We start from the raw sequence: 25,959 nt of genomic DNA, 5'->3' as shown, positions 1-25,959 counted from the left end.
CTGTGCGTCGTCGCAGGTGCCTCTTGGATATCTGCTGAACCGTATGGTCACCGCGGTCACCCACCTTGCCTGTAATCGCGGGTGCCCTTTCCGGCCCAGCCGCAATGATGGCCGTGTTCGGTCAAAACGGGGGCCGCTCCATGCGTCACATCTGTACGCGAGTGCACAGCCCTGTCCTTACGGGGTGGCCCCTCTTATATCGAGGGGGAACACCCGCATGTCGTTGTCTCGCATCAGGAGGCGGTTGCGCTGGTTCGCAACCGGGCTGCTGATACCGCTGGCCATCGGTCTGTCCGGCCCTGCGGCACACGCACAGGACGCCAGGACCGCAGCCACCGCCGGCACGAAACTGATCGGCGAACCCGTCCTCCTGCCGTACAAGCTCGGCAAGGTCCGGCCGGGCGAGAAGGTGGGCAGGCCCGCACCCGCCGTGCAGCCCGACCGTACCTCCGCGCTGTCCGCGAAGACCGTCGCGAACGCGCTGCTCAACGCGGGCAAACAGGACCAGCACAGCTACGCCGACACTTCCAAGGTGCCCCTGACCAAGGACGCCACGGTACCGAGCTCCGAGGCGGCCGCGGCGGCGGCACCGCCGACCGGCTGGGGTGACGAGCCGCCCCCCGACAGCGCGGCGTGCCTGGACCGGGACGGTTCCGAGACGGCCGCGGGGGAGACGTACAACCGCTGGCTGTGGTGCAAGAAGGGCCGGCTCGGCATCGACTACTACACCGTCAACAGTGACGGCACCCGTGAGTTCCACGGCACGGCCAGCGTCGCGTACGACGCGGTGACCGTGGGCAACGGTAAGGAGCGCGCGGTACGCACCTACTTCCAGGCGCAGTACGGCTCCGTCTCGTACGACGGGTGGAACCCCCTCGACGGCTGGATCTGGGAAGTCGACAGCCTGTCGATGTACGTCCTGTCCGACTGCACCCAGGACGCGACATTCTGCCACGGCACCGGTAGTGGCATCGAGCACACCTGGGACGAGTGGGACTACCACGACGAGTGGCTGCACTGGGACATCTACTCCGACGAGACCGCCTCCACCGCCGCCGACAAAGTCCTGTACCACCAGTGGCACTTCCGCTTCGGCGGCAGCGGCGGCGACTACGTCTACACCACCGGCACCACCGAGAACCACACCATCCGCTGCGACTCGGCCAACTACTTCACGTTCTTCCAGGACTATCCGAAGGCGTGCGTGAACTACGACGTCATCCCACATCTCCAGTACAGCGTCGGTGACAGCCGGGTCACCTCGGTCGCCCAGCACATCCGGTTCGCCCAGAACGATCCGACGCGTGCCTATCCGATCGAGATCGAGCCCAAGGACATCCCGGGCAAGTACACCGGCTCCCGCGACGGACGCGGGCTGCACCGGGTGCCCGCCGGGCCCATCACCAGTACCAACAGGTACTACAAGGACGCGGCCTGCAACCGCACCACCCCGTACAACGACCAGACGGGCCTGCCCGCCTACGACACGGCCACGCGGGACTGCGACGAGTACCCGTTCCAGTCCACCGACGAGGGCGCGGGCAGTCCGGTGTGGGACTTCTCCGTGCGGGCCGTGCCACGGACCGAGAACCAAGCCGCGGGCGGACTGCTGATCTGGTACTACTTCAGCGACCGCATCCTGTACAACACGGACGAGTTCTGGGTCGACATCACCGACTGACCGCCGACGCCTCCACGGCGCCGACGAACTCCGCCCACGCGACAGCCCCGACAAGGAGGACGGGCCCGTCCGGCACCTTGCTGTCCCGGACGGGCCCTGCGCCGGGGACCGCGTCGATTACTTCGAGGCAGCTGCCGCCGTCGTCCGCCGACATGCCGATGACCAGACCCGCACCCACAGCCGGGCTGTCTGCGGTCGGCCAGGTTCTCCGTGAATTGCGGCATGCTCACCAGCGCCAGCTGGCCCGGAGCGACACCCGGGCGGCCACGCACGCCGAACGCCGACCTGTAGACCTCGTCGTCGAACAGCGGACTGAGCGTGTATCGCGCCCGCATCGCCAAACACCCGTTGGGAAACGCCGCCGAAGCCACCACTCACGTTCCCTCAGGCGCCTCCCGGCTCGAGTCCGCCCGCATCGACACCCAACCCCTCCGTCCCGAGTCCGAAGCGGGCTCGCGACCCAAGCCCGCGACCTCGGGCTCCACCCCTCGACCACCCGCCACGGCGGAGATCAGAGGCATTCACCCAATTGGGCAGCGGGGTCATCGACGGCTTCCACAACAGCCGACGCATCCAGAAACGGCTCAGCTACCTCAGCCCCGTCGAGTTCGAGGAGAGGCACGGCGCCGAGCGGGCAACGGCCGAACGAACGAACCTGAAACCCCGTCAACCTGCCCTGATCAGCACCTCCCGCGCGCCGGGCGGTCCGGGTTGGTCACGGCCCAGAAGGATCCGGCGCTGCCGGAGACGTTCACCACGGCGGGGTTCGCGGACTTGCGCAGCAGGGGTAGCGCCCGCTTCCGCGACCCGCACGAGGCCGACCGCGTTGGTGGCGAATGCGCGCAGGGCGGTGGCGCCGTCGAGGGTTCCGTCCGCCAGGATGCCTGCGTTGTTCACCAGGACGTCGAGTCGGCCCTCTGCCGCGTCGATGGCCGCCAGCGCGCTGTGCACGGAGGCGTCATCGGTCACGTCGAGCTGTATGAATCTCGCGTCCAACGCCGCCGCGGCTTACTGTCCGCGCTCGACGTCCCGCGCGCCGAGGTAGACCACGTGGCCCGCCGCCAGCAGCTGTCGGGCGGTCTCGAAGCCGATGCCCTTATTGGCCCCGGTGATCAGTGTGATGGGGGTGATGGTCATGCAGAGCCTCTCAAGTGAGGTGCCCGAGCGGGCCATTTTCCGGTATGCGGACATGTCTCAGTGGGGCAGGCGCGAATGTGCAGGTCAGCCAGTCAGCTGCCGGCGCAGTTCACCGGCGTCGTGCAGCGCGGTCATGTGCACGAACCGCCCGTCGCGCACCTGGTAGATGGCGTACTCGGCGATCTCGAACGAGGCGCCGGTGGGAGCCACGCCGAGCCACGGCTTCACGGGGTGCCGGTGTTGACCAGGCGCGCAGCCAGACGGTCACCGTCGAAGATCAGCTCCTGCAACTCCCAATGCAGGTCCGGTACCGCGTCCACGTCCTTCCGTTGCACGGCCAGGAGGTCGTCGCGGGTGGCGGGCTCCGCGTTCAACGTGGTCCGGTCGTTGATGAACGCGCCCATGCCGTCGAATTGGTGGGCGTTGAGTGCTTCGACGTAGTGCCGGTAGAACGTGCGCAGATCACTGTCGGACATGTGAGGGGCCTTTCTGTGGGTGGCTTCGGATCGGGGCCGCGCTTGAGGGGGCGGAGCGGGAATGTCCGCCGGTCGGCGTCACGTCGGAGCAAGGCGCTGTGCTCGGCTCAGGTTGGCGATGAGCTCGTCGCGCGTTTGGTGCGCCGGCGCGGTCCAGGCGGGTTGACCGGGGGCCGTGCGCGAAGAGGCGCTCAATGGACTGTTGCGCGTGGCGGCCTTGGTCGCCGCGTACACGCCGAGCTCTGCATCGCCGACGTCCCCGTTGGCCGAACCGTTCACGATCACCGAGGCGCCGTCGTTGAGCAGCGGCAGGGCCTTTTGGGCGGTGAGGAGCAGCCCGCGGACGTTGATGCCGAACAGGGTGTCGAAGTGCTTCTCGGTGACCTGCTCCAGCGGGGCGAGCGCGGGGATGGGCCGCAGGACCGATCAGGTCAGGCGTGCGGCACTGCGTCCCAGTCGGATAGCTCCGGCCAGCGGGATCACCATGGCGATCAGGAATATGCCGATGAGTTCCTCGGCACCGAGGCCGCCGGCGAGAACGAACAGGGCGGCAGCCGCGGGGATCACCAGTAGAGGTGAGAAGGCGCAGAGGATGCCCAGGCGCTTGTCCCGCCTGGTCCATGCTGGAGAGCGCCAGATCCGCACGGAGGCAAGGACGGCCACTACGAGGCCGACACCGAGGACCTCGAAGAACGGAGCAGCCAAAACCATCATGCCCAGGGTCAGAGTGGTACGCGCGCTGCTCTGCGGCTGCAGCGGGTCGACGCCGGGCTCTTCGTCGATCGCGGCGGCGGCAATCTCCCGGGGGGTGCCGAGCTGGTCCAGAGCCTGCTGGACTGCCGCGTCATCGGCACCCTGCGGCAGCACAGACTCGATGTGCTCGCGCAGGTCCGCCAACAGGTCACGGCGCCGGTCGTCGGACAGCACTGCTGCCTCCCTGTCGACCGAGGCCAGGTAAGCGCGAACCAGCGGGTGGGTCAGGGTGTCGCTCATGATTCAGCTCCAGAAACGAGGAAACGGTCAACAGCATCACGGAAACTGGGCCAGTGCCCGGAGAACTCCTCCAGGGCCTGCCGGCCCTGGTCGGTGAGTTCGTAATACCTGCGAGACGGACCGCTGGCCGACTCCACCAGGAACGTGTCCGCCAGGCCACTTCTGCGCAGGCGAGACAGCAGCGGATACAACGTCCCCTGGCTGGTCGCCATGACCGGCGTATCCGCAAGAGCCTCCAGCAGCTCCACCCCATAGCGTGGCCTGTCACACAGCAACGCCAGGACGCAGTACTCCAGCACGCCCTTGCGCAGCTGGCTCACACCGCGGGCCTCCACGTGATTCCTTGCTTTGCCAGCTACCATGCAATGCATACTACGTGGGCGTGTCAACCCCGGGCCAGAACTGGCGACTTCGCGTAATTCGACTTCGGTCAACTGGCGGACCCTCGTAACCAAGAGTCGCGCATTCCCCGGCCGATGAAGGCTTGATGTCACCGTGAGTGATCGCCGAGGCATAGTGCCGCGAAGTCCCTTCACTCTCGGCAGCGCGTTGGGCGGTGGTGTCGTCGCGGTAGCCGAGCATGCGGGCGATCACGGTGAAGGTACCTGGAGGACGAGGTGACGGATGGCCGCAGTGCGTCCCCGCTGGGTGGGGAAGCCCAGGCGACGGAACCGGAGTTCGATTCGCCCTGCGGAAACAGTTCCGTCGCGATTGGAGGCGATGTGCGTGCATCGGAGTGTTGTGCGGTCCCAGTTCTCGCCGGCATGGGGTTGGGAACCGCTGGTTCTGGTGACGTCCTGGGGCGGCTGACGGTCTTGACCGTCAGGTTCGGGTAGGTCTTTGCCCAGGTCACGCGCTGGCCGGCATAGGCGGAGTCGGCCCAGACGATGGTGATCTCGGGGTGCATCAGCCGCAGCCGGAACAGCACTTCCTTGGCCCTGTTGCGGTCGGGCGATCTGCACCATGGACACCCGCGGCCGACCAGCCCGAGCACCTCCGGCCCCGCGCACACCAGCCTGCCCGACCTGCACTTTTCACGATGCGCACTGCTTAATGGACGGCCGGCCGAACGGCATTGGGGGACCTTCGGGCGGCTGCCGCGAGAGCGGCGGGGGTCGATCCGGGGCAGCGGCCATCGGGACGGCGAGTCATGAGGGTGCCGGGGTGACGGGGGCGGCGGCGCTGGCGATCAGCTGCTCCGCGTCGGGGAGGAAGACCTTGAGGTCGGCCTGGTCCCTCCCCTCGATCCCGATGGCGAACAGATGGCTCTTGCCTCCATATCCGATGTCGGACAGATAGAGCCGCAGCACTGCGGGCTCGGCGAGGCCATAGACGTTGTCTCCGGAATTCGGCCAGGTCAGAAAGTCTGCGCAGGCCCGCGCCGGGCAGTCGGAGGCCTCATTCACCGCCTTGCTGGAGATCGCGATGTCGACTACCTGCGCCGGGAGGGCGTTGGCGCCGATCGTGCCGCTCCGGGGTTTGGAGACCTGTAGGTTCGGGCGGGTGCTGAGCCATGTCATCAGCCCCGACGCGGTGTTGGGCACTCCGGCGGCACGTTTGCGGTCCTTACCCACCGGGACGAGGTCGGACCAGAACAGGACCCGGTGCAGATCCCAACTGCCCTCCGGCGCCACGGAGAACTCGACGGGCTGGTCCTCATGGCTCTCCCACCGTCCCGTGAACGTCACCGTCAGTTGCGCGTTGAAGAAGTGCGACGTCTGATGTCGGCCCGCAGGCAGGCTTCCAGGATCCGACCCGCCCGAGAGGCACTCCGGGGCGCAGCCCGGGATCCCCGCCGATGCACTGGCCGTGGTCGCCGGAGTTCTGGATGGACCCCCCGAGTTCCCCGAGCCGTCGGAGCCGCCGCAGCCGGCGACGAGGACTGCTGAGAGCGCGACCGCGACGAGCTTGAGAGCGGATTTCATGACAGACCCCCTTTTGATCCGGCGCCCAGCCATGCCTAGTTAGTGTCTCGTGATCCTTTTCACGTCATCCACGGCCGGCCAGAAACTGCTGGTCAGCGACCAGGCTAGGTCTCGCCCGGAGCGACAGCGACGGAATCACGAGACACTGGACCGGCGTAAATGCTCCCAGAATCTGATGCACCGGCATAGGCCAAAGCACAGGCTGCGCACCGGCACTGTTGCCTGCGTTCCCGGGGTCTTCATGCGCCTGCCGCGAGTTCGGGGTGCTCGTGCTCGCAGGTGTCGTCGATACCGTAGGTGTCCCAGGCGGGGAACGGGTCCTTGGGCGGCAGGTTCTCTCCGTCGGCCATGAGGCAGTCGGTCAGTGCCTCGTGCAGGGCGCCCGCGTGCAGGTGTGTGCCGATGAAGACAAGTTCCTGGGCGTCCGGGCTGTCGGTGTCGCGGGCTGCGGAGGGCTCGAAGCGGGCGACGGAACCGGCCTGTGACCACAGGCCCGTCACCTGCCGGCGGCTTGCCAGAGTGAAGAAGCCCTTGGAGCGCAGGATCTGCCCGTACGCGCCGCTGTCGAGTTCCTCGGTCACGAACGTCCACAGCCGCCCAGGGTGGAAAGGCAGTTCGGAACGGAAGACGGTCGAGGTGATGCCGTACTCCTCCGTCTCGGGGACGTGTTCGCCGTTGAGCTCCCGCACCCAGCCGGGGGCCTGTTGGGCGCGTTCCAGGTCGAAGAGCCTGGTGCCCAGAATGTCGGCGACCTGGACCCGACCGTGGATGGCCGGGACGATGCGTGCGGCCGGGTTGAGTCGGATGAGTGTCGCCCGCAGCTGGTCGGCTTGCTCCTCGTCGACGAGGTCGAGCTTGTTGACGACGATGACGTCGGCGAACTCGATCTGGTCCATCAGCAGGTCGCTGACGGTGCGTTCGTCGTTCTCGTACTGGTCGAGGCCGCGCTCGACGAGTTCGTCGCCGTTTGTCAGCTCGGGCAGGAAGTTGGCGGCGTCGACGACGGTGACCATGGTGTCCAGGCGGGCGGTATCGCCGAGCGTGGCGCCGTCGTCGCGGGCGAAGGCGAAGGTGGCGGCCACCGGCATGGGTTCCGAGATACCGGACGACTCGATGAGCAGGTAGTCGAAGCGGCCTTCGCGGGCCAGCCGGTCGACCTCTTCGAGCAGGTCGTCGCGGAGGGTGCAGCAGATGCAGCCGTTGGTCAACTCGACGAGGCGCTCCTCGGTGCGTGACAAGGCTGCCTCGCCGCCGCGTACCAGGGCGGCGTCGATGTTGACCTCACTCATGTCGTTGACGATGACCGCGACGCGCAATCCTTGGCGGTTGTCGAGGACGTGGTTGAGGAGAGTGGTCTTGCCCGCGCCGAGGAATCCGGACAGGACGGTGACGGGCAGTCGGTCGTGAGAGCCGCAGGACATGAACGGTCAGCCCTCGGGGCGCAGCAGCTCGCGCGCGTATGCCTTCACCAGGCGCTGAGGCACAAGGTACGGGACGCCGTCGACGGTGACCGGGGCGAGTGTTGGGGTGGTCGCCTTCCACTGGGCGCGGCGGTGGCGGGTGTTGCTGCGGGACATCTTCCGCTTGGGGACGGCCATGGGTTCCTCCTGAGTGGGTGAGCACGCACGCTACATGGAAATGAATCCCATTACTACTTGCGAGGTGAGTCCGGGAGCGCGGGCGGCATGCACGGGTTCGGGAGCGTGCAAAGGCCCTCGGCCGGCTCGGCGTCACGCTGGGGGAGGCCTTGCGGGCGTTCTCTCGGGTGAGCTCTCGGAGGCGGCCAAGGCGGCGGGGGCTGGCGTGTTGCCCAGGTCGGGTCGTATGTGTTCGACGTTGTGGAGGGCCTGGTTCAGGAGCCGAAGGGGTGCGCCGCGCGGGCTTCGGCAGCATGCGCGCCTGGTCCAGCGGCAGCGCACGCAGCCTTCCCGATATGGGCAAGTCGTCGGCCCAAGCCGACTGGCGCTCCGTCGCGCGGGGCCGCCCGCCCCAACGCCAGTGCCTACCACGGGTTCCCTGCGGCAGCGTTCAGGATGGCCGCAGATCGCCGGCGGCGGGTCGGCGCCGATGCCGGTGCGGACGAGGTGGTCCACAGCCGTCCGCCAGCGGGGGGCGGGAAGTTCGACGGTGCCCGGCGGGCGGCGGCGCAGCCGTTCGGGCTGCTCGCCGTCGGCCACCTGCTCGGCGGTCACCACCCGTACGTAGTGACACTGGGCAGTGCCTACGGCGCAGGCGAGTACCTCGGCGCTCGACTCGTCGAGCCGCTGGAGGCTCTCGGCGGCCGGCGGAACGGGGCCGACGGCGGCCGGGGTTCGCGGCACTTCGAGGATGGGTCTCCCGGTAACTCTCCGGCGCAGGCGCGCACAGGTCGACGCGGCCGACGAGGGGGGCGGAGTCCTCCTGGGCGGGGTGAACAGTGCAGGACCGTGCCGGTCGGCCGGCCCTGCGCGGCCCAGACCGTCGTGAGGGCGGTCACGGGCATGGGCTTGCGGCTTTCCATGGGGCTGTGGAACTGCGCTCCGGATCAATTTCTCTCCGATGACGCGCAGGGCTTGCGGCCATGGGCAGGGCCTGCCTAATCTCTCTCTCGAAAACGACAATCGTTTTCAATAGAGAGGGGAAACGCATGCTGTCGCTCGCCTTCGAGGAGCTCAAGGCCGACGGTTCGCTCGCGGCGCCGCAGGGCCCGGGTACGAACGCCCTGGTCCACAACCCGTTCGCGTTCGAGGAGCTGGAGGCCGACGGCTCCCTGGCCGCGCCGCAGGGTCCGGGCACCAACGCGCTGGTCCACAACCCGTTCGCCTGGACCGCCTGAGCAGTCACCGACGCCGCCCGCCCCGTGGTCAGGTCACGGGGCGGGCGGCCCCTCGTAGGAAGGCATTTCCCATGGATCGCATCGCCCCCGGACACCATCTGTATGCGGGCCTCGACGGAAGTTGGCGGCACAGCACGCCCGATGGACGCTTCACCCGGATCCGCGGTCCGCGGGAACTGCTCACAGCGGCCCAGCGGCTCGCCTACGGGGCCGACGACGAACCGGTCGATCCCGCCCTGGAGAGCGAGCACGGTCAGGCCCTGCTCGCGGCACTCAGCGAGCGCGGCACACTGACCACCGCCCCGAAACGGCCGGCTCCGGGCACCTTGAGCGTTCATATCGAGGGCGACAACCCCCTCGCCCACGCGGCCGCCGCACTGCTCCCCTCCGGAACGCGCATCGCCGGCGGCCCGGTCGACGAGGACGCCGTGCGGGCCGCCGACGCCGTGATCTGTTGCGCCGGATGGCTGCCCGACGCGCATTGGCAGCGGGTGGACGCCTGGTGCGCGCTCAACTCGACTGCCTGGCACCGCTGCCACGCCGAAGGGCTGCGCTTCGTCCTGGGCCCCATGTCCGTCCCCGGCCGGACGGTCTCGTACGCCGACACCCGCGGCCGTCTGCTCGCCGCCGCCGACCTGCCCGACGAACTGGCCACGCACTGGGCCTATCTGGACGGCGACACCGTGCCTCCGGTGCCATGGCCGGGAGCCGCCGCGACGGCCGTGCTGGCCGGGCTGCTGGTGGAGGATGTGCTGCGCTGGCACGAGACCGGCACACCGGCCGCCCAGGACGTACAACTGGTCGTGGACGCCGCGACCGCCGGTGTCGAGCGGCACCGCGTCCTGCCGCTGCCGCTCACCACGCCCGCGGGGGCCGTGCGATGAGCGGGCTGCCCGTGCGGGCCAACGAACGCGTGCCCGGCTGGGACGGCACGCCGCTCGCCCTCGACATCCACCTCCCGCCTTCCGACACCTGGCCGGTGCCGGCCGTCGTGACCCGCACACCGTACGGCCGCGGCGGGCACCTCGCCGAGGGTGCGGGCTGGCGGCGCCGGGGTTTCGCGTACGCCGTCCAGGATGTGCGCGGCCGGTACGACTCCGACGGGACCTGGCAGCCGTACCGTAACGAGCGCGGCGACGGCGCGGCTCTCGCCGACTGGATCCTGAAGCAGCCGTGGAGTGACGGACGGCTCGTCACCTACGGCGGCTCCTACGCCGGTCACACCGCGTGGGCGCTCGCCGCCGAGCGCCCGGACGCCGTGCGGGCGGTGGTCAGCATGGGCCCGTCGATGGCGCTCGGCCGCACCAAGTTCGAGCGCAGCGGGATCCTGAGGCTCGCCGAGCACGCCGCCTGGTGGCTGGAACGGGCCGACGCGCGGACCAGCCGCGAGGGCCTCACCGCCCATGTCTTCCGGGAGTGTCCGGACCTGCTCGGTCACCTGCCGGTCGTGGAGCTCGCCGACCGGCTCGGCGCCCGCCTCCCGGGCTGGGCCCAGGTCATCGAGGACGGTCCCGATCACCGGGCGCAGGGACCGGACGCCGCCGAGCTGGAGAAGCTGCCGACGGCCGCCCTGCACATCGGCGGCTGGTACGACCTCCTGGTCGACGAGGTCCTCGAACACTTCCACCGCGTGGGCGCCGCCCTGGAGCCGCGCCCGTCGCGGGCGCTGGTCATCGGCCCCTGGGGACATGATCTGGCGTACGCCCCCGGAACACGGATCGGGGACCGGGACCACGGACCCGCCGCACGCATCGACCTGGGCGCCCTTCAGGTGGACTGGCTGGGGCGGGTGCTGGGCGGCACCGGGCAGGGCGCGAGCGAGGCCAAGGTGTTCACCGTCGGCGCGGACCGGTGGTGGACGGGCACGTCGTGGCCGCCGCCGTCCGTAGATGCCGTCTGGCATGCCCACCCCGACGGGACGCTCGCCCCGCGGCACCCCCGGACCGGCGGCGAGGCCCGGTTCCGCTACGACCCGGCCGACCCCTACCCCTCCCGGCAGCCAGGCGTCGACCGGGCGCCGCTCGCCGCCCGCCGCGACGCCGTCCGCTTCACGAGCGCCACGCTCGACGAGCCGGTGACGGTCGTCGGCAGGCCGGTCGTGGTACTGGACGCGGCCACCAGCGCACCGGCCACGGACTGGATCGTCCGCTGGACCGAGGTCACCGCCGACGGCCGCTGGCTGGAACTCGCCCACGGCAGCCTCGACACCGGACGGACGACGGCCCCCGGCCCGCACGCGATCGAACTCGGACCGGTGGCCGTCACCGTACCCACCGGGTCCCGCCTCCAACTGGAGGTCACCAGCAGCGACTTCCCCCGTCTGGCCCGCTCGCTCGGCACGGGGGAGGACCGCTGCACAGGTACCGCCTACCGCGTCGCCGAGCAGACCGTCCGCACCAGGCCGGTCGACGGCACCCGCCTCATCCTGCCCCGCACCACGCCCGAGGAGACGACCGAGTGAGCAGCACAGACGTCGTGAGCGGCGCGGTTCCTACAGGCTCTGCCGAATCGGCTCTGCTCGACGCGCGGACCGGGCTCATCACACGGCTGGAACGGCAGCGCCGCCGCCCGGGGCTGCCCCGGATGTGGGTCGGCTACGGCGCCAGTGTGGCCCGCACCGACGTGTTCGCGCCCTGGCTCGCCGACCGCTTCGGGTTCGGGGCATCGGCCGGCGATGAGGAACGTGCCCGGCGCGCTGCCATCGGAGAGGCCGTCGAGCGCTACTGCGGCAATGCCGTCCCCGACGGTCTGCGCACGGCGTCGTACCGTGAACTGACCATGCGCGGTCTGCGTGCGCTCGACCCGGAGACGCTGTCCCTCTACTCGCCCGCCCAGTACGCCACCCCCGGCTTCCCGTTCACCCCCTTCACCCGCGATCTGCCAGTGGCCTGGACCCCGGGCCGCGATCTGCACGACGGCGCCGAGGTGCTCGTCCCCGCCTCACTGGTCTGGCTGGACTACTTCCACGGCCCGCGTGCCGCCGAACCCGCCACCCACTCCCTCGTCTACTCCGGCATCGCCGCCGGCGAGAACCGTGCCCACGCCGAACGCTTCGCCCTCGAAGAGCTGCTGGAACGCGACGCAACAACCACCTGGTGGAGTACGGGTGCCGAAGCCGCCGCGATCTGTGACGCCGCAGCCGTCACCGGTCGCCTCGGAGGTCCCGCCCCAGGCGAGGGGCCCGGCCCGTCCGTGCGCCTGCTGCACATCCCGTCGGAGTTCGGCGTACCCGTGGCCGCGGCCTTTCTGGAGGACCGGCAGCGCGAGATGGTCGCCTTCGGCAGCGCCTGCCGGGCCGAGCCCGAACTCGCCGCGGAAAAGGCCCTGGTGGAGGCGTACGGGCTGTACTCACTCACCCGGCAGCTCGCCGAACCGGGCAGCGAGGTGTGGCAGGCAGTCGCCGCCGGCACCCTGGAGGGCCATGTCTTTCGGCCCTTCCGCGCCGACCGCACCTACCGGGACGCGTTCCGCGCGGACTACCGCGACCTGACCGACCTCCCCGCCATCGCCCAGCTCTACCTCGACCCGCGCATGCAAGGGCAGCCGCTCGACCGGCTGCGCGGACCGGCGCGTATCGCCTTCCGCGACATCCCGGCGGTAGCGGACGCGGACCCGCGCGATGTCTATCTGAGGCGGCTCGCGGACGCGGGGCTGCCGGCCTACAGCGTCGACCTGACGACCTCCGATGTCGCCGCGGCCGGACTCTCGGTCGTCCGCGTGGTCGTGCCCGGGCTGATCGGCAACGCCCCGCCGGCCTTCCCGTACCTGGGCGGGGACCGGCTGTACCGGACCCCGGCCCGACTCGGCCTGGTGCCGGGCCCGTTGCGCGAGGACGAGCTGTACCCCCATCCCCTGCCGCTGGCCTGACGAGGACTCTTCATGGCGTACCCGTTGCTGACCGACCCGCGTACCGGAATCGTGCGCCGTCTGTCCCGCCCACCCGTACCGGACCACTTCCCGTCGGGCTTCCAGATCATCGCCTCCCAGCTGTGCGACACCACCCGCTTCTGCCCCTGGCCCGCCGACTCCGCCGGTGCCGGCTACGCCTTCGCGGACCCCGACGCCGCCCTGGGCGCCGCGCTCGGCGAGGCCGCGGAGCGGTACTGCGGAAACCTCGTGCCCGACCAGCTCGTCCGCGCCTCCTACGAGGAGCTGCGCGGGCGCGGCCTGCGGGCGGTGGACCCCGCTCTTCTGGGCCTGTACGGCCCGGAGCAGTACGCCGACCCCGCGTTCCCGCTCACTGCCTTCACCCGCGAACTGACGGTGGAGTGGACCGAGGGCACCGACCTGACCGACGGCGGCCGAGTGCTCGTCCCCGCGTCCCTGGTCTGGGTGTCGTACGTCTCCGCCGACGTGGAGCCGCGCGGCCCGCGCACCAACCCCGTCATCCAGGCGGGTCTCGCCGCGGGGGCCACCTACGAGGAGGCCTGCCTGGGCGCGCTGTGCGAGATCGTCGAACGGGACGCCATGACCATCAGCTGGCACGGCAGAGCCGGCTTGCGCGCCATCCGGCCGCCGGACTGGCTCGACCGCTTCGCCCGCGGCCCCCACGACCGACTGAGCACCAGATTCCTCGCCTTCGCCACTCCTTTCGGCCTACGGGTGGCAGGGGCACTGGTCCACGACACGATCACCGGCTACCTCACCCTTGGCGTCGCCGCCCGCGCCGACGAGGAAGCCGCCCTCCTCAAGGCCTACGGCGAAGCCCTCCAACTCCAGCTCTTCACCGCCGACTACGACAACCCCACCGGCCCCTACATGCGCGCCGCCGCCGACCCGCGCAGCCCCCTCAAGCCCTGGCGCCCCGCACGCGACTACGGCGACGCCTACCGCGAGGACTTTCGCGATGCCGTCGACTACGGCTGCCACCTCCAGCTGTATCTGGACCCGCGCATCCAGGACGCCTTCGAGCAGGAGCTGGAACTCGCCCTCAAGGAAGGCGCGGACGCGAGCGGCGAGTCGGGGCCGGAACCTGCCGCTCCCACCCTTGACGCGCTGGTGTCACGCGTCGGCGCGGCGGGCCACCGGGCCGTCGCCGTCGACGTCACCACCCCCGACGTCCGCGCCGCGGGCCTGCACGTCGTCCGGGTCGTCGTCCCTGGCCTGTACTCCAACACCGCGGCCGGGCTGCCCTTCCTGGGCGGTACACGGCTCACCGCCGCCCTGGGCGGAACACCTCGCCGTGTGCTGCCCCTGCCGCACTGAGCCCGCTCACACCTCGCGAAGGACCCGCCCGTGATCGTCCCGCCACCGGCCGCCGCCGACGGCTCACCTCCCGCGCCTGTTCCGGCACCGCCCGCCCGCGCCGCTCTGCGCCCCGCACGGGCCACCGCCCCGGACCGGGAGGGCAGCGCGCGAAAGCCGGCCGCCCGCGTGATGTCCGCACGGCTGCTCCTGCTGTGCCTGTTGCTCGCGCTGCCCGCTGCCGCGCTCGCCTCCATCGCCCTCGGCGCGGCGTCGCTGCCGTTCGCCGAGGTGTGGCGCGATGTGGTCTCCCATGTGACCGGCGGCAACCGTCCGGGCGGGACCAGCGGAATCGACGACGCCATCATCTGGGGCTCACGGGTGCCGCGCACTCTCCTGGCGATGGTCGCCGGAGCGGGGCTGGCCGTCGCCGGGGCGGTATTGCAGACCGTCGTACGCAATCCACTCGCCGACCCCTATGTACTCGGCGTCACCTCCGGCGCCTCCCTGGCGGCGGTCGCCGTCCTCACGCTCGGGCCCGCCGGACTGCCGGGTCCACTGCACCTCGGAGTGCCGGCGGCGGCCTTTTTCGGGGCCTGCGCGACTCTCGCCCTGGTCGTCGCGCTCAGCCGTCATCAGGGCACGACGGCACCCGTGAGGCTCGTGCTGGCGGGAGTCGCCCTGTCGTATCTGCTCCAGGGCGCCACCAGTTACCTGCAACTGCGGGCCCGCCCCGACCAGCTCTCCGGGGTGCTGTTCTGGCTGCTCGGCTCGGTCGCGGGCGCACAGTGGACCGATCTCGGCCTGCCGGCCACGCTCGTCGTGGTCTGCACGGCCTGGCTGCTGCTGCACGGACGGTCGCTGAACGCCCTGGCCATGGGGGAGGAGACGGCGGCCTTCCTGGGCGTACGGGTCCAGGCGCTGCGCCTTCAACTCCTCGCCGTGTCCGCCCTGCTGACGGCGGCGGTCATCTCGGTGGCGGGCGGCATCTCCTTCGTCGGGCTCGTCGTACCGCACAGCGTGCGTCTGCTGATCGGCTCCGACCATCGGTCGCTGCTGCCCGCGACCGCGCTGGCCGGAGCCCTGTTCCTGCTGCTGGCGGACCTGGCGGCCCGTACCGTCGCCGCCCCCATGGAGCTGCCGCTCGGCATCCTCACCGCCGTGGCCGGGGCCCCGTTCTTCCTGTGGCTGCTGCGGCGAGACCGCTCGGCCGCCGGACGGGAGGTGTGATGGAAGCCCGCCTCGAAGCGGTCACCCTCGACATCGGCGGCGCACGGATCGTGAGCCGGGCCACCCTGCACGCCGCCCCGGGGGAGATCATCGGTGTCGTCGGGCCCAACGGAAGCGGCAAGTCGACCCTGCTGCGCGCCGTGTACCGGTCGATGCGTCCCGCCTCCGGAGCGGTCCTGGTCGGGGGCCAGGACGTGTGGCGGAGCCTGACCCCCCAGGCCGCCGCGCGTCGTACGTCCGTAGTGGCCCAGGAGAACCCGGCCGCCTTCGACTTCACCGTCGCCGAGGTCGTCGCCGCCGGTCGGACCCCACACCGTACGCCCTGGTCGGGCGAGAGCACCGCCGACCGCGGCATCGTCGCCGACGCGCTGGATCGGGTCGGCATGGCACACCTGGCAGGCCGCCAGTACTCCTCTCTCTCGGGCGGCGAGAAGCAGCGCGTCCTGCTCGCCCGGGCACTGGCCCAGCAGGGGCGGCTGCTCGTCCTGGACGAACCCACCAATCACCTGGACATCGGCACCCAGCTTGACCTCATGGAGCTCGTGCGCGACCTCAAGGTGACCACGCTCGCCGCACTGCACGACCTCAACCTCGCCGCCGCCTACTGCGACCGCGTCCACGTCCTGCGCGGCGGACACGTCGTCACCTCGGGCACGCCCCAGGAGGTGTTCACCCCCGAACTCCTCGACGAGGTCTTCCAGGTCCACGCCGCACTCGGCACCCACCCACTCACCGGACGCCCTCAGCTGAGCTTCGCGCCACTTCCCGCCCCCACCACTCACCCCAGCCTCAACGGAGCAGACCAATGAACCGTCGTCACCTCGCAGGAGGGCTCGCCCTCGTCGGCGTGGCCCTCGTAGTCACCGCCTGCGGGTCGCCCGCAGCCACGGACACGGCCGATGCCGCGAAGGCCGCCGCCCGCCCGTCCGGGGGCACGGTCTATCCGGCACAGGTCACCAGCTGCGGCCGCGAGGTCCGCGTGGAGAAGGCACCCGAGCGGATCGTCTCGTTCTTCCCGTCCAACACCGAACTCCTGCTCCGGCTCGGCCTGAAGGACCGGATCGCGGGCCAGACCTGGACCGACCAGTCCCCGCCCAAGCCGGCCTACGCCCGCGACTACCAGAAGGTGAAGGTCCTCGCTCCCGGGGAGATCGGCAGGGAGGCGCTGCTGGCGGCCCGCCCCGACTTCATCCTCGCCGACGGCGAGTACCAGTTCGACGGGAAGAAGCTGCCCACCATCGCCGAACTCGCGAAACTCGGGGTTCCCGTCTACATCGACAGCGCCTTCTGCCCCAAGACCACCGGCACCGCCACCCTCACCGCCACGACCACCGACCTCACCGCACTCGGCACGCTCCTGGACGTCCAGCCCGCGGCACGGCAGGCCACGGCCGAAACGCGGGAGCGACTGTCGGCCGTGGACAAGGCCCTCACCGGACGGCCCGCCACCACAGCAGCCATGGTCCAGATCGTCGACAGACAGCTCTACGCCCTCGCCGGCGGGCTCTACTCCGACATCGTCCGCCGCGCCGGAGGCCGCAACGTCCTGGACGACGCCGTGCCCAAGGGCAGCAACTTCGCACCACTGTCCGTCGAGGCCCTCGCCAAGAAGAACCCAGACGTCCTCATCTACCACTACACCGGCGCCGCCGACCGCGCCGCCTCCGAGGAGTGGCTGCGGACCCACCTCGCCGCCACGGCCGCCGTACGCGGCCACCGCCTCATCGCCGTACCCGCCGCCGACTTCTCCGAACTGCGTGCCGTCGACGGCACCGTAACCCTCGCCAAGTCCCTTCACCCCGACGCCTTCTGATGACCACCCGGACCGGCTTCGGTCTTTTCCTCACCGCGCGCGTGGTGTCCTGGGCCGGTTCCACGGTCACCGCGGTGGCGCTGCCGGTCCTGCTCTACCAGCGCACCGGCAGCGCCTCCCTCAGCGGCCTGCTCACCGCCCTGGAGGCCTTGCCCTACCTCGTGCTCGGCCTGCCCGCGGGCGCCCTCGCCGACCGCTGGGACCGGCGCCGCACCATGACCTGGTGCAGCTGGTCCAGCGCCGCACTCATCGCGGCGATACCGGCCGCCGCGGCATCGAGCCTTCTCAGCACGGCCCAGTTGATGCTGACCGGCCCGGCCGTATCCGCGGTCTTCGTCTTCTTCGACGCCGCCGCGTTCGGCGCTCTCGCCACCCTGGTCGGCCACGACGGCCTGGCCCGCGCCACCGGCCGCATGATGAGCGCCAGCACCCTGATCGGCCTGATCGGGCCGTCCGCCGCAGGACTGCTCGTCGCCACGTTCGCTCCACCCGCTGCGATCACGCTCGATGCCCTCAGCTATGCCGCCGCCGCCCTCCTCCTGACCCGCCTGCCCCTGATGCCGATCGCCCGCACCAAAGCCCGTTCACCTGTACGGGACACCTTCGCCGACATCGCCGAAGGTCTGCGGTACATACGCCGGCACCCCCTGATACGCCCCCTCACCCTCCTGGGCATCGGCAACAGCTTCACCGAGGGCGCCGTCGTCGGGCTGATCGTCGTCACCGCCGTGCGCACCTTCGGTATGGCCCCGGACGACGGACGCATCGGCCTGCTCTGGGCGGCCGCCGCCCTCGGCGCACTCGCCGCCGCCACCGCCCTGCCCCGCCTGCAGAAGACCGTGCCCCTCGGCTGGATCACCCTCGGCGGACTCGCCGCCAACACCGCCTTCCTCGCCTGCTGGGCCGCCTCGCCAGGACTGGTGACCGGCCTGGCCGCCCTCGCCTGCTGGCAGAGCGCCAACGCCGTGGTCAGCCTCAACGGCATCGTCATCCGCCAGCAGCTCACTCCCGAACACCTGCAGGGCCGGGTCAACACCACGGCTCGCATGATCGCCTGGGGTGGCCAGCCTCTCGGCGCCGCCGTCTCGGGTCTGCTCGCAGACGCCGTGGGAGTCCGGACCGCCCTCCTGACGGCAGGCCTCGGGGCGCTGCTGTCACTCTCGGCGGGGCTCACAACGCCACTTCGGCGGCGGGCAGTTGAGGTGGCCCCAAAGAGCTCCGCGCTTGGCCCGGAGGCCAGGAAGGCGGGATAGCCCGAGCACCTGCCCGCGGGACACGGTCCCCGATGCCGGCGGCCGAACCGGCCGGCGACAGATGCTTCCCGCACCCGCAGGGGAGCCTCTGAGCGGTAGAAGGGAAGCTCGCTGCATGACGGCTCAGACTGATTTTGCTCCGCTCCCGAGGCTGGCTAGGGCGGCGTTCAGCGGCCATTGCCGTTGTACTCCACCGCGACCACCCACTGGCCCCGCGCCCGGCACTGGACTTGGCCGACCTCACGAACGAACGCTTCAGCGTGATCGCCCGGGATGCCTTGCGCGGGCAACCGTTCGGGATCCACGGTCTGTGCCAGCGGACGGGGTTCCAGGCGCGCCGGTTCGCCGAGGTCCACGACGTCACCATGCAACTGGCGATGATCGCTGCCGGCCTCAGCGTGGGTGTGCCAGCCGAGTGGGTTGTTGCGGTTCCGAAGTGCGGTCCGGCGGCGCTTTACGCGCTTCACTCGGCGCAGCAGCAGCAGCAGCGGGTCGGTGCGGTGGCTGGCTCGATGGTCTCGGCACGCGGCCGGGTGATCCGGCGAACGCGGAGTAGGCGCGGCTGGAGCGGCATCCGCCTCCGCCCGGACAGTGCGGCGGCCGGTCGAACGACCACCGCTCGGTGGCCAACGGGATCCTGTTCCTGTTCCTGTTCCTGTTTCCTGTTCCGCTCCGGCATGCCGTGGCGTGACATGCCGGAGCGCTTCGGCCATCGGGAGGCGGTCCCTGAATACGACCGCTGCCAGCTGCGGCCCTTTCGCTTCTCAGCGGTCTGCCGTCCGGCCTTCTCGGAACGGTGGGGGCGCGCTAGGCGGGTGCCGGTGTCGCGCCTGTGCGCAGGATGCCTTCGACGCCGTTGAGGAATGTCTCGCGGATCAGTGTCGGATCGAAGAGGCAGCCGGCTGCCATGGCGCCGTCACGGAGCATGACGAAGTGCCGGCCTGCGGCGTCGGAGGGCGTGCAGCCGGCGTCTTCCAGTAGCTGGGTGGCGGTGTCCAGGAACCACTGCCGATGGGCCAGCACGGCTTGGTGGACGGGGTGTGCCGGGTCGGGGTACTCGGCGGCCGCGTTCAGGAAGGCGCACCCGCGGAAACCGGGGGACTGGATGCCGTCGCCGATGGACCGGCTCACTGCCCGGAGCGTGTCGGCCGCCGACAGGCTCTGGGCCCGGACGGCTTCCACTTGCGCCCGGATGCCGTGGTCGGCTTCTTGGAGATAGGAGAGGATCAGCTCTTCCTTCCCCTTGAAATGCCGGTACAGGGTGGCGCGGGTGACCTCGGCCTCCGCGATGATCCGGTCCACGCCGACGGAGTGGATTCCCTCGGTGTAGAAGATTCGGGTTGCCGTGTTGAGCAGCCGGGCCCGCGCCCCGGACGTGCCCCCGGCCTCTGTACTCGTGCTCATGCCGTCACCGTACCAGTCGGTGAGGGAGAACGTTCGGTCTTGACAGCTGGAGTCAGACCCCTTTGGATAAGGCACGAGACCGAACGTTCTCCCTCGTTGTGGGCTGACTGCCGTTCGCCCCTTCACCCGCCTTCGCCGAAAGGGCCCTGATGAACACCTCCATTGACGCGTCCGCCCCTGTCTCCGCCCCGGTCGTGAGTGACGCCGCGGTGCTGCGCCGCCTGTACTTCGCGCGTTTCGCGTTCGCCGCGGTGTGGGCCGCCCTGCTGTTCGCCTCGTCCGGCGAACTGGGTCCGCTCGGTGCAACCTTGTTGGTGATCTATCCGTTGTTCGACGCGGCCTGTGCGGTCGTCGACGTCAGGTCCGCCGCCGCGATCCGTGGGTCGGTACGTGGCCTGTACGTGAACATCGCACTCAGCGTCCTCACCGCCGCCGCTCTGGTCGCCGCCACGACATCTGGTGTCCCGGCCGTCCTGCGGGTCTGGGGTGCCTGGGCCGTCACGGCCGGGCTCGTCCAGCTCCTCGTCGGTGTTCTGCGCCGTGCCGCGGGAGGGCAGTGGCCGATGATCGTCAGCGGCGCCATCTCCGTTCTCGCCGGTGGGTCCTTCATCGCCCAGGCCGCCAAAGACGATCCCTCGCTGAGCGCCCTGGCCGGATATGCATTCCTCGGCGGAGTCTTCTTCCTCATTTCCGCGCTTCGCCTGGGGCGGGCCGACAGGACCAACCGATTTCCTGGGTCGGCCGGTCGAACGCTGTAGGCGGAGAGGCTGCTGGGGTACCGGGCGGGTTGCAGCAGCTGTTCTGTCGGCTGCTGCAACCCGCTTTGGCGGGTCGGCGGAGGACTGGGGGTTCGTCGATGGGCTGGTCCTGCGCCCTTGTCGGCTGGTCCGGAATCGGTGGAGAGTCCGGCGTACGCGCGCGGTTGAGTGCCGTCATCCGTCGGAAAGGCGGACCGCGACGGTCACGTGGGCCTATGGGTCCGTCCTGACAGGGATCTGGACGGCTCGCCGTCTGACACGGAGATGCGGGTGCTCTCGAGTCTTGGCCCGCGCGGGATCACGGCGGCCATCTCCTGGCAGGTCAGGGCCCCTTGACGGAGCCGGGCCCGGTCCGCGAGCACTTGCAGGATGCGCTGGTAGCCCACCGACAGCACCGACCAGGCCAGCCCCTCACGCCACACCGCCACCTGCGACGTCGGCTTCGCCGCGGTCGGCACCTGCGACGTCCTTCCGGTCTGCTCCCCGGCAGCCGGCACGGTCCCCTCGGCCGGGGCGTGGTCCTGTCCGCTTTCGTCAACGGGGGCCAGCACCTCGCCGACCCGCGAGCGGGCGATGGCCCGCTCCTTCCATTCCTGCTCGGCCACGGCCAACTCGGCCTGGATCCGGTCGGCCGCCTCCCGCAGTTCGTCCACACGACGGCGAGCACCCAGCTCACGCTGTTCCAACAGCCCGACCACCGACGGCATCCACGACCTCCCGGAAAGCGACAGCACGACAGGCCACAACTCCCACGGGATCACCGACCCTATGCCCGGCCAGCGGAAACGCAGTCCTCAAGTCCGGAAAGACAAGCTCAGCAACGGAGTCCTACTGGTAGGGGCTGCGGACGACGATCGAGACGTTCTGGGTGAGTTGGTAGGACGGGGCTGGAGTCTGGCAACGGGCCCACAGCGTGGGCCTGTTGACCACGAGGGTGGTCGGGATCTTGACTCTGGCCTCGAAGGACCCGGTCGCGAGTGCACTGACCGAGGACAGCTCGTATGTCCCGGCGGCCGTGGCGGTTGGGTGCGGTTGCCCCGGTGACGTTTTCTGGTCTTCCATGGAGAGGTTCAGCTTCGCGCCGCGCTCCCAGCGGATCCCGACGGTCACCGGCTTCCCGGGGGCGCAGTCCGTACCGGTCAGCGTGATCGTGCCGCCCGGCACGGTCTCGGACGGCGAGGCGAGCAGAGGCCTGGCGGGGCCGGTCACCGTGGGCTGGGGGGTGTGGGGCGCCGTCGGACCGGGTGTGCTGGTTCCGGAACGTTCCCGGGCGACCAGGGGGAAGGCCGCAAGCACCGCGGCGGCCACGGCTGTGACCATCGCGACCTCGCGGAATGTGCGGCGGCGCCGGGCCCTGCGCCGTAGGTCCGCGAGGGGCGGCTGCCGGGCGGCCCGCGTGCCCTCCTCGACGAGTCGGCGAAGTCCGTGTTCAGGGTCGGCCATGGTGGGACAGAGCTCCTTCCGGATCGGCGGCGAGGCGGCGGGCCAGGTTCGCGCGGGCTCGGGCGAGTCTGCCGCGCACGGTGCTCACCGGCAGGCCCAGCTGCTCGGCGACCTGCTCGATCGGCAGATCCAGTACGTCGTGCAGCAACAGCACCGGGCGCTGGTTCACCGGAACATGGCGCAGCATCTCGGCGACCTCGACGGTCTGCGGCGTGAGGTGGGGCAGCGGGCGCTGGGCACCCAGGCGCAGCAGAGCCGCGGCACGCCGGCGTAACCGGCGGATCTCGCTGACCGCGAGGTTGATCGCCACCCGGCGCACCCACAGCTCGGGCACGTCGTAGGCCTGGATCCGGGGCCAGCGGTCCAGGGCTCGGATGAACGCTTCCTGTACGACGTCCTCGGCCTGTTCGAGACTGCCGGTGACCGAGAACAGCTGACCGACCAGCCGCGCGTACGCCGACTGGTAGAACTCCTCGAAGTCCCTCACACCGGCCTGCTGTCCTCGGTCACCGCCACTGTCATGCTCCACTCAGTTCACGTTCACCGGTGCCGCCTCCACGCGCTTCTCGGCGGGAGTCAGCGCCAGCCACGCCAGTTGCGCGGCGGTGGCCTTGCCCTGCGCCTTCAACTGCCCGACCAACTTGTCGGCTTCGGCGACCTGGGCCTTGGTCGGGCGGCCGGTCGTCACCTTGATCGCCCACTGGATCTTCACGAGTTGCCGGTTGAGCTCGGACGCGGACGGCTGGTCCTTGATCTTGACGTCAGAGGCCGCCTTCGGTTTCGCGGCCTCCTTGACCACGGTCTGCGCGTGCTTGACGTTCTGCGCGGTGCTTCCGTGGTCGGACGAGGCGAGCGCCGTCGTGGCCAACGCGGCGCACAGGCCCGCGGCGGCGACGCCGGCAGCGGCGAATCCCAACTTGCGGTGCTGCATGGTCCATCCTCACGTTCGTAGGGGAGGGAAGGTCCGAGGGCCTCACTCGCTGGGCGAGCCCGACCGCCGTTCCACCACCCCCACGCCCGGGCCCCCACGCGGCGCACACTCCGCGGACCTTCGTTATCGACCCGTGACCGACCCGTCGCAGCCCAAGATCTGTCGACCCGGTTCGGTTTCGTCCCTGCCCGGTGCGACGGCGCGGTGTGCGGGCACCGTGAATGCCGGATACCCGTGAGCGGTGGGGTACGTGGAGGCTGCGCAACTCCAACCAGCCTTAACCCTGGCTATTCAGCGGAATCGGGTAATCTGACGCCCTGATAGCAGAAAGGCGCCGTTGACCTGCGAGGATGTGAGTGTTTCGGTCGTATCCGCTGTGGGAGCAAGGCACCTTTCTGGTGGTCGAGAGTACAGGGTGGGACCGTCGGCTGTCCGTGGTGGCTGATGGGAAGAGGCTGGTCGGGCATGCGGGGGCGGTGCTGCTGCGCCGGTGTGTGGACCGGACGGGGCTGACGGACGCGCTGGCGAAGGTGTTGCCGTCCAGTACGGTGGCCGGCTGGCGGGACCGTGCGGCAGTGCTGGTTCAGCTGGCGGGCGCGATCGTGCTCGGGGCCGAGAATCTGTCGGAGGCCGAGCAACTCCAGTTACATCAGCGGCCGTTGTTCGGGTTCGCGGCCTCGGATTCCACCGCTCGCCGCACACTGGCCGCGCCCGCACCCTGGTGAAAATCGCAAGGGTGCGGGCGCGGGTGCGGTAGCCGCGCAGGCGGACGAGCCGGTTGTGGGCGCGTGTGGAGAGCAGGGTGCGGTCGGCGTTCTGGTCGTGGAGGATCTGGCCGGTGGTGCGGTCGATGATTTGGCCCTGGTCGTTGCGGTAGCGGTCGGGCGGGCCTGCCCGGCCCACCGCCCGGGCCTCCTTGTCGTCTCGGTCCTCCCGGCCTCCTTGTCCTCCTGGTCCCCCGGGGGCTGCTGCCGGGGAGTCGGCCGGTTTCCGGGCCGCCTGCTGCCGTGGGCTTTCGCCACTTTTCCAGCTTCTCGCGGTCCGGCTGTTTGCCGATCAGCAGCCAGTGCGCGCTCTTCACGCCGAGCCGGGCTCCCAGCCCGCCCACGGCCGCTGCCGCGGTGAGGGGGGCGAGGCCGCGTCCGGCTTCGGCGGTGGCGTCGGCGAGCATCCCGCCGGTGTCGGCCGGCATGCCGGCGCTGTCGACGAGGGAGGTGAGGGCGTTCAGCAGCCGGTAGCGGGTGCCGAGCACACCGAGCCGGCCGCTCCCGCTGCCGGCGAATATGCGCAGGCCGCCGCCGTATCCGCCCAGGGTGGCGGGGGAGTTCATGCGCCTGGAGGTGTTGGAGGCCGTGCTGGCCATACTGCTGAAGACAGACGGTTCCCTGTCCCACTTGTCCAGCACACTTATGTCGAAGCTCCGGGGCAAGGGCAAGGCGTAACGCCCGGGAAACGGCGCACGAGTAGGCCCTACCGCATGGGGTTGCCGCGCGAAGGCGCACGTCTGTCGCGCGGTCAGCACCGGCACCGTGCGACAGGAAGTCACCGCCCCCGCCCCGGTGGCTGGACGGCGAAGAGGCCACCCGCGTGCGGTGGAACGCCCTGGCCGCAGCCTGGCGCCGCCACCTCGCCATGCCCAGGTAGCTCTCGGTGGCTGGGCGCGGACGACGACGTGTCCGGCCGGATCCCAGCGGCACAGGAGCCGATCCGCGTGGCGACCCAGGGCGACGTCCTCGAAGCCGAGCAGCCGTTGGTCCGGCGCCGGGCGGCGGCCGACGTACGGGGCCGGGTTCGTCCTCCGGTACGGATGGTCACGCCGACCCCGCCCAAGCGCATTGTCAGGTGCGCTACGGTGAATCACAGTTGGTGAATTCAGTGGGAGGCAGTCATGGGCGATCAGCAGTGGACCATCCAGTCCATCAGTGACGCCCTCGGCAACCCGACCCTCGCCCAGCGCTTCCTCAGCGAGATCAACCGGGCCCCCGCCCACCAGCTCCTCGCCGTGTTCACCAAATGGCAGGGGACCGCACAGCGCACCCTCGACGCGGTCCAGCGCGGCCGTGAGATCGCCGCATACGAGACGCGCGGCGAAGAACCTCCCGGCGCGTGGATCGATGTCACCGACCGGGTCCTGCGGGACGCTGCCCGAAACCGATCACAAGGCGCAGCCTGACCTGACAGGGTGGGAGCCGTGTACAGGCTCCTCTGTGACGAACCCCTCATGGCCATCTGGGACAGCCTCCCCGACGACGCCAGCAGGCAGCTCACGGCAGCCCTCTCGGATGTCTGCCACGAGCCCTTCATCGACACAGAGCCCTGGGGCATCGACGACGGCATCAACCGCATCCTCGTCAGACCCCTCGTCACGGCCCGGCTCGCCGTCAACGAGCAAGCCCGGACCGTACGGATCTACAGCATCGAATACCGGCACTGAAACGCCCCTGACCAGCTGGGCAGGAACCCTTCGCCACTGTTCAGGACCCGTCTTGTCGCCGCGACCAGCCAGCCGTCCCGCACGCCTTCAAACCGGCCTGAGCTTCACGACGTCGGGGACATTTCGCTATTTCCTGTCGGCCGCGATCTTCATGATGAGCTCCACCACGTCGACTATGAGCCGCAACACCGCGACCGTGAGCGAAGCCAACACGATCGCAGTTGCCACGAACCCCTCTGCGACTGCACTACTCAAACCGCCGCCAGACCCCGTCGTTCATCGCGTACAGGATCGCGGTCTTGATCTCGGGTTTGTTGTAGGCGAACCAGGTCGATACGCACGCTTCTCGTGCAAGCGTGAGCAGTGGGCCAGGGAAAACCTTTTGGAAGGCTTGGCAGGTGCTGGATGGATCATGGTTCTGGCTTACCGGAAGATTCGGTGAAATTTACCGAACGGGGGGCAAGCCGTGGGGGTTTCGATCA

Annotated in this window: 29 protein-coding genes and 3 pseudogenes; 16 read left to right on the top strand and 16 right to left on the bottom strand. The window is 70.1% G+C overall.

The features are described 5' to 3' along the window. The first annotated feature begins 244 nt into the window (after nucleotides 1-244). On the top strand, nucleotides 245-1,681 hold the full coding sequence (locus tag JHN45_RS11240) for a NucA/NucB deoxyribonuclease domain-containing protein (RefSeq protein WP_201048902.1): 1,437 nt from the start codon (nucleotides 245-247) through the stop codon (nucleotides 1,679-1,681). Here the strand turns inward: JHN45_RS11240 and JHN45_RS11235 are convergent. The 11 genes and pseudogenes from JHN45_RS11235 to rpmF all read right to left on the bottom strand — a co-directional run bounded on the left by JHN45_RS11235 (nucleotide 1,671) and on the right by rpmF (nucleotide 7,810). After that, nucleotides 1,671-1,859, bottom strand: coding sequence for a DUF397 domain-containing protein (locus JHN45_RS11235; RefSeq protein WP_374195605.1), 189 nt, complete (start codon nucleotides 1,857-1,859; stop codon nucleotides 1,671-1,673). The two genes, JHN45_RS11240 and JHN45_RS11235, sit on opposite strands and share 11 nt — an antisense overlap. A 523-nt stretch (nucleotides 1,860-2,382) precedes the next feature. Then, nucleotides 2,383-2,818 (bottom strand): annotated as a pseudogene (locus tag JHN45_RS11230) (SDR family NAD(P)-dependent oxidoreductase); the annotation flags it as partial. A gap of 84 nt (nucleotides 2,819-2,902) precedes the next feature. Further along, nucleotides 2,903-3,046: an ester cyclase gene (locus JHN45_RS52880; RefSeq protein ID WP_236583560.1), complete on the bottom strand. Its 144-nt coding sequence runs from the start codon at nucleotides 3,044-3,046 to the stop codon at nucleotides 2,903-2,905. Continuing rightward, a complete protein-coding gene (locus JHN45_RS52875; RefSeq protein ID WP_236583559.1) occupies nucleotides 3,043-3,294 on the bottom strand; it encodes an ester cyclase in 252 nt (83 codons plus the stop codon). The genes JHN45_RS52880 and JHN45_RS52875 overlap by 4 nt, the downstream gene beginning before the upstream one ends. A 201-nt stretch (nucleotides 3,295-3,495) precedes the next feature. Further along, nucleotides 3,496-3,693 (bottom strand): annotated as a pseudogene (locus JHN45_RS52870) (SDR family oxidoreductase); the annotation flags it as partial. Nucleotides 3,694-3,720: 27 nt separating this feature from the next. Then, nucleotides 3,721-4,287 (bottom strand): hypothetical protein, encoded by a 567-nt coding sequence (locus tag JHN45_RS11215; RefSeq protein ID WP_201048901.1) that lies wholly within the window; start codon nucleotides 4,285-4,287, stop codon nucleotides 3,721-3,723. Then, a complete protein-coding gene (locus JHN45_RS11210) occupies nucleotides 4,284-4,649 on the bottom strand; it encodes a PadR family transcriptional regulator (protein ID WP_201048900.1) in 366 nt (121 codons plus the stop codon). Before JHN45_RS11210 ends, JHN45_RS11215 begins: the two co-directional genes overlap by 4 nt. 427 nt (nucleotides 4,650-5,076) lie before the next feature. Further along, nucleotides 5,077-5,224 (bottom strand): annotated as a pseudogene (locus tag JHN45_RS11205) (IS5/IS1182 family transposase); the annotation flags it as partial. A 211-nt stretch (nucleotides 5,225-5,435) separates the two neighbouring features. Beyond that, nucleotides 5,436-6,212 carry a hypothetical protein gene (locus tag JHN45_RS11200; protein WP_201048899.1) on the bottom strand — a complete coding sequence of 259 codons (777 nt, stop codon included), beginning with the start codon at nucleotides 6,210-6,212 and terminating at the stop codon, nucleotides 5,436-5,438. 239 nt (nucleotides 6,213-6,451) lie between these two features. After that, complete coding sequence (locus JHN45_RS11195; protein WP_201048898.1) at nucleotides 6,452-7,633, bottom strand: GTP-binding protein; 1,182 nt, start codon at nucleotides 7,631-7,633, stop codon at nucleotides 6,452-6,454. Between the two features lie 6 nt (nucleotides 7,634-7,639). Beyond that, nucleotides 7,640-7,810 (bottom strand): 50S ribosomal protein L32, encoded by a 171-nt coding sequence (gene rpmF / locus JHN45_RS11190; RefSeq protein ID WP_201048897.1) that lies wholly within the window; start codon nucleotides 7,808-7,810, stop codon nucleotides 7,640-7,642. Between the two features lie 1,028 nt (nucleotides 7,811-8,838). On the opposite strand from rpmF, the gene JHN45_RS11185 reads away from it, so the two are divergent. The 10 genes from JHN45_RS11185 to JHN45_RS54670 all read left to right on the top strand — a co-directional run bounded on the left by JHN45_RS11185 (nucleotide 8,839) and on the right by JHN45_RS54670 (nucleotide 19,367). Next, nucleotides 8,839-9,027 carry a streptamidine-related RiPP repeat protein gene (locus tag JHN45_RS11185; RefSeq protein ID WP_201048896.1) on the top strand — a complete coding sequence of 63 codons (189 nt, stop codon included), beginning with the start codon at nucleotides 8,839-8,841 and terminating at the stop codon, nucleotides 9,025-9,027. Between the two features lie 71 nt (nucleotides 9,028-9,098). Further along, nucleotides 9,099-9,911: a hypothetical protein gene (locus JHN45_RS11180; RefSeq protein ID WP_201048895.1), complete on the top strand. Its 813-nt coding sequence runs from the start codon at nucleotides 9,099-9,101 to the stop codon at nucleotides 9,909-9,911. After that, nucleotides 9,908-11,488: a CocE/NonD family hydrolase gene (locus JHN45_RS11175; RefSeq protein ID WP_201048894.1), complete on the top strand. Its 1,581-nt coding sequence runs from the start codon at nucleotides 9,908-9,910 to the stop codon at nucleotides 11,486-11,488. Before JHN45_RS11180 ends, JHN45_RS11175 begins: the two co-directional genes overlap by 4 nt. Then, entirely contained in the window at nucleotides 11,485-12,894 is a 1,410-nt protein-coding gene (locus tag JHN45_RS11170; RefSeq protein ID WP_201048893.1) for a YcaO-like family protein, read from the top strand. The genes JHN45_RS11175 and JHN45_RS11170 overlap by 4 nt, the downstream gene beginning before the upstream one ends. 12 nt (nucleotides 12,895-12,906) lie before the next feature. After that, complete coding sequence (locus JHN45_RS11165; RefSeq protein WP_201048892.1) at nucleotides 12,907-14,232, top strand: YcaO-like family protein; 1,326 nt, start codon at nucleotides 12,907-12,909, stop codon at nucleotides 14,230-14,232. 30 nt (nucleotides 14,233-14,262) lie between these two features. Next, entirely contained in the window at nucleotides 14,263-15,441 is a 1,179-nt protein-coding gene (locus JHN45_RS11160) for a FecCD family ABC transporter permease (protein WP_374195604.1), read from the top strand. Then, nucleotides 15,441-16,250, top strand: coding sequence for an ABC transporter ATP-binding protein (locus tag JHN45_RS11155; protein WP_201048891.1), 810 nt, complete (start codon nucleotides 15,441-15,443; stop codon nucleotides 16,248-16,250). Before JHN45_RS11160 ends, JHN45_RS11155 begins: the two co-directional genes overlap by 1 nt. Then, nucleotides 16,247-17,254, top strand: coding sequence for an ABC transporter substrate-binding protein (locus JHN45_RS11150; RefSeq protein WP_201048890.1), 1,008 nt, complete (start codon nucleotides 16,247-16,249; stop codon nucleotides 17,252-17,254). The genes JHN45_RS11155 and JHN45_RS11150 overlap by 4 nt, the downstream gene beginning before the upstream one ends. Next, nucleotides 17,254-18,507 carry an MFS transporter gene (locus JHN45_RS11145; RefSeq protein ID WP_201048889.1) on the top strand — a complete coding sequence of 418 codons (1,254 nt, stop codon included), beginning with the start codon at nucleotides 17,254-17,256 and terminating at the stop codon, nucleotides 18,505-18,507. The genes JHN45_RS11150 and JHN45_RS11145 overlap by 1 nt, the downstream gene beginning before the upstream one ends. Before the next feature lie 134 nt (nucleotides 18,508-18,641). Then, a complete protein-coding gene (locus JHN45_RS54670; protein ID WP_201048888.1) occupies nucleotides 18,642-19,367 on the top strand; it encodes a LysR substrate-binding domain-containing protein in 726 nt (241 codons plus the stop codon). Here JHN45_RS54670 and JHN45_RS11135 read toward each other — a convergent pair. After that, nucleotides 19,315-19,911 (bottom strand): TetR/AcrR family transcriptional regulator, encoded by a 597-nt coding sequence (locus tag JHN45_RS11135; RefSeq protein ID WP_201048887.1) that lies wholly within the window; start codon nucleotides 19,909-19,911, stop codon nucleotides 19,315-19,317. The two genes, JHN45_RS54670 and JHN45_RS11135, sit on opposite strands and share 53 nt — an antisense overlap. 149 nt (nucleotides 19,912-20,060) lie before the next feature. Between JHN45_RS11135 and JHN45_RS11130 the strand changes: the two genes are divergently transcribed. Then, a complete protein-coding gene (locus JHN45_RS11130; RefSeq protein WP_201048886.1) occupies nucleotides 20,061-20,669 on the top strand; it encodes a hypothetical protein in 609 nt (202 codons plus the stop codon). Nucleotides 20,670-20,872: 203 nt separating this feature from the next. On the opposite strand, the gene JHN45_RS11125 is transcribed toward JHN45_RS11130, so the two are convergent. From JHN45_RS11125 to JHN45_RS11110, 4 genes are all read right to left on the bottom strand, one after another. Continuing rightward, the gene (locus JHN45_RS11125) at nucleotides 20,873-21,376 is read right to left on the bottom strand and encodes a hypothetical protein (protein ID WP_236583557.1); all 504 of its coding nucleotides are present in this window, start codon (nucleotides 21,374-21,376) and stop codon (nucleotides 20,873-20,875) included. 121 nt (nucleotides 21,377-21,497) lie between these two features. Beyond that, a complete protein-coding gene (locus tag JHN45_RS11120) occupies nucleotides 21,498-22,112 on the bottom strand; it encodes a hypothetical protein (RefSeq protein WP_201048885.1) in 615 nt (204 codons plus the stop codon). After that, nucleotides 22,099-22,641, bottom strand: a complete 543-nt coding sequence (locus tag JHN45_RS11115) for a sigma-70 family RNA polymerase sigma factor (RefSeq protein ID WP_307783076.1) — start codon at nucleotides 22,639-22,641, stop codon at nucleotides 22,099-22,101. The genes JHN45_RS11120 and JHN45_RS11115 overlap by 14 nt, the downstream gene beginning before the upstream one ends. Continuing rightward, entirely contained in the window at nucleotides 22,642-23,043 is a 402-nt protein-coding gene (locus tag JHN45_RS11110; protein WP_201048884.1) for a hypothetical protein, read from the bottom strand. It lies immediately after the preceding gene. Between the two features lie 437 nt (nucleotides 23,044-23,480). On the opposite strand from JHN45_RS11110, the gene JHN45_RS11105 reads away from it, so the two are divergent. The 4 genes from JHN45_RS11105 (at nucleotide 23,481) to JHN45_RS11090 (ending at nucleotide 25,477) form a co-directional block, all read left to right on the top strand. Further along, a complete protein-coding gene (locus JHN45_RS11105; protein WP_307783075.1) occupies nucleotides 23,481-23,768 on the top strand; it encodes a hypothetical protein in 288 nt (95 codons plus the stop codon). A 516-nt stretch (nucleotides 23,769-24,284) separates the two neighbouring features. Further along, on the top strand, nucleotides 24,285-24,485 hold the full coding sequence (locus JHN45_RS11100) for a hypothetical protein (RefSeq protein WP_201048883.1): 201 nt from the start codon (nucleotides 24,285-24,287) through the stop codon (nucleotides 24,483-24,485). Nucleotides 24,486-24,931: 446 nt separating this feature from the next. Further along, nucleotides 24,932-25,216: a hypothetical protein gene (locus JHN45_RS11095; protein WP_201048882.1), complete on the top strand. Its 285-nt coding sequence runs from the start codon at nucleotides 24,932-24,934 to the stop codon at nucleotides 25,214-25,216. 48 nt (nucleotides 25,217-25,264) lie between these two features. Continuing rightward, on the top strand, nucleotides 25,265-25,477 hold the full coding sequence (locus JHN45_RS11090; protein ID WP_201048881.1) for a hypothetical protein: 213 nt from the start codon (nucleotides 25,265-25,267) through the stop codon (nucleotides 25,475-25,477). Nucleotides 25,478-25,959 lie beyond the last annotated feature (482 nt).

The organism is Streptomyces sp. MBT53, from assembly GCF_016654115.1.
Taxonomy (GTDB): Bacteria; Actinomycetota; Actinomycetes; order Streptomycetales; family Streptomycetaceae; genus Streptomyces.
This window is presented reverse-complemented; position numbering and strand designations above follow the sequence as displayed.

What these genes read in the sequence shown, in the direction of transcription:
- JHN45_RS52875 (WP_236583559.1), bottom strand. Translation starts at nt 3,294, where the DNA reads ATGTCCGACAGTGATCTGCGCACGTTCTACCGGCACTACGTCGAAGCA.
- JHN45_RS11215 (WP_201048901.1), bottom strand. Translation starts at nt 4,287, where the DNA reads ATGAGCGACACCCTGACCCACCCGCTGGTTCGCGCTTACCTGGCCTCG.
- JHN45_RS11210 (WP_201048900.1), bottom strand. Translation starts at nt 4,649, where the DNA reads ATGGTAGCTGGCAAAGCAAGGAATCACGTGGAGGCCCGCGGTGTGAGC.
- JHN45_RS11200 (WP_201048899.1), bottom strand. Translation starts at nt 6,212, where the DNA reads ATGAAATCCGCTCTCAAGCTCGTCGCGGTCGCGCTCTCAGCAGTCCTC.
- JHN45_RS11195 (WP_201048898.1), bottom strand. Translation starts at nt 7,633, where the DNA reads ATGTCCTGCGGCTCTCACGACCGACTGCCCGTCACCGTCCTGTCCGGA.
- rpmF (WP_201048897.1), bottom strand. Translation starts at nt 7,810, where the DNA reads ATGGCCGTCCCCAAGCGGAAGATGTCCCGCAGCAACACCCGCCACCGC.
- JHN45_RS11185 (WP_201048896.1), top strand. Translation starts at nt 8,839, where the DNA reads ATGCTGTCGCTCGCCTTCGAGGAGCTCAAGGCCGACGGTTCGCTCGCG.
- JHN45_RS11180 (WP_201048895.1), top strand. Translation starts at nt 9,099, where the DNA reads ATGGATCGCATCGCCCCCGGACACCATCTGTATGCGGGCCTCGACGGA.
- JHN45_RS11175 (WP_201048894.1), top strand. Translation starts at nt 9,908, where the DNA reads ATGAGCGGGCTGCCCGTGCGGGCCAACGAACGCGTGCCCGGCTGGGAC.
- JHN45_RS11165 (WP_201048892.1), top strand. Translation starts at nt 12,907, where the DNA reads ATGGCGTACCCGTTGCTGACCGACCCGCGTACCGGAATCGTGCGCCGT.
- JHN45_RS11155 (WP_201048891.1), top strand. Translation starts at nt 15,441, where the DNA reads ATGGAAGCCCGCCTCGAAGCGGTCACCCTCGACATCGGCGGCGCACGG.
- JHN45_RS11150 (WP_201048890.1), top strand. Translation starts at nt 16,247, where the DNA reads ATGAACCGTCGTCACCTCGCAGGAGGGCTCGCCCTCGTCGGCGTGGCC.
- JHN45_RS11145 (WP_201048889.1), top strand. Translation starts at nt 17,254, where the DNA reads ATGACCACCCGGACCGGCTTCGGTCTTTTCCTCACCGCGCGCGTGGTG.
- JHN45_RS11135 (WP_201048887.1), bottom strand. Translation starts at nt 19,911, where the DNA reads ATGAGCACGAGTACAGAGGCCGGGGGCACGTCCGGGGCGCGGGCCCGG.
- JHN45_RS11130 (WP_201048886.1), top strand. Translation starts at nt 20,061, where the DNA reads ATGAACACCTCCATTGACGCGTCCGCCCCTGTCTCCGCCCCGGTCGTG.
- JHN45_RS11125 (WP_236583557.1), bottom strand. Translation starts at nt 21,376, where the DNA reads ATGCCGTCGGTGGTCGGGCTGTTGGAACAGCGTGAGCTGGGTGCTCGC.
- JHN45_RS11120 (WP_201048885.1), bottom strand. Translation starts at nt 22,112, where the DNA reads ATGGCCGACCCTGAACACGGACTTCGCCGACTCGTCGAGGAGGGCACG.
- JHN45_RS11110 (WP_201048884.1), bottom strand. Translation starts at nt 23,043, where the DNA reads ATGCAGCACCGCAAGTTGGGATTCGCCGCTGCCGGCGTCGCCGCCGCG.
- JHN45_RS11095 (WP_201048882.1), top strand. Translation starts at nt 24,932, where the DNA reads ATGGGCGATCAGCAGTGGACCATCCAGTCCATCAGTGACGCCCTCGGC.
- JHN45_RS11090 (WP_201048881.1), top strand. Translation starts at nt 25,265, where the DNA reads ATGGCCATCTGGGACAGCCTCCCCGACGACGCCAGCAGGCAGCTCACG.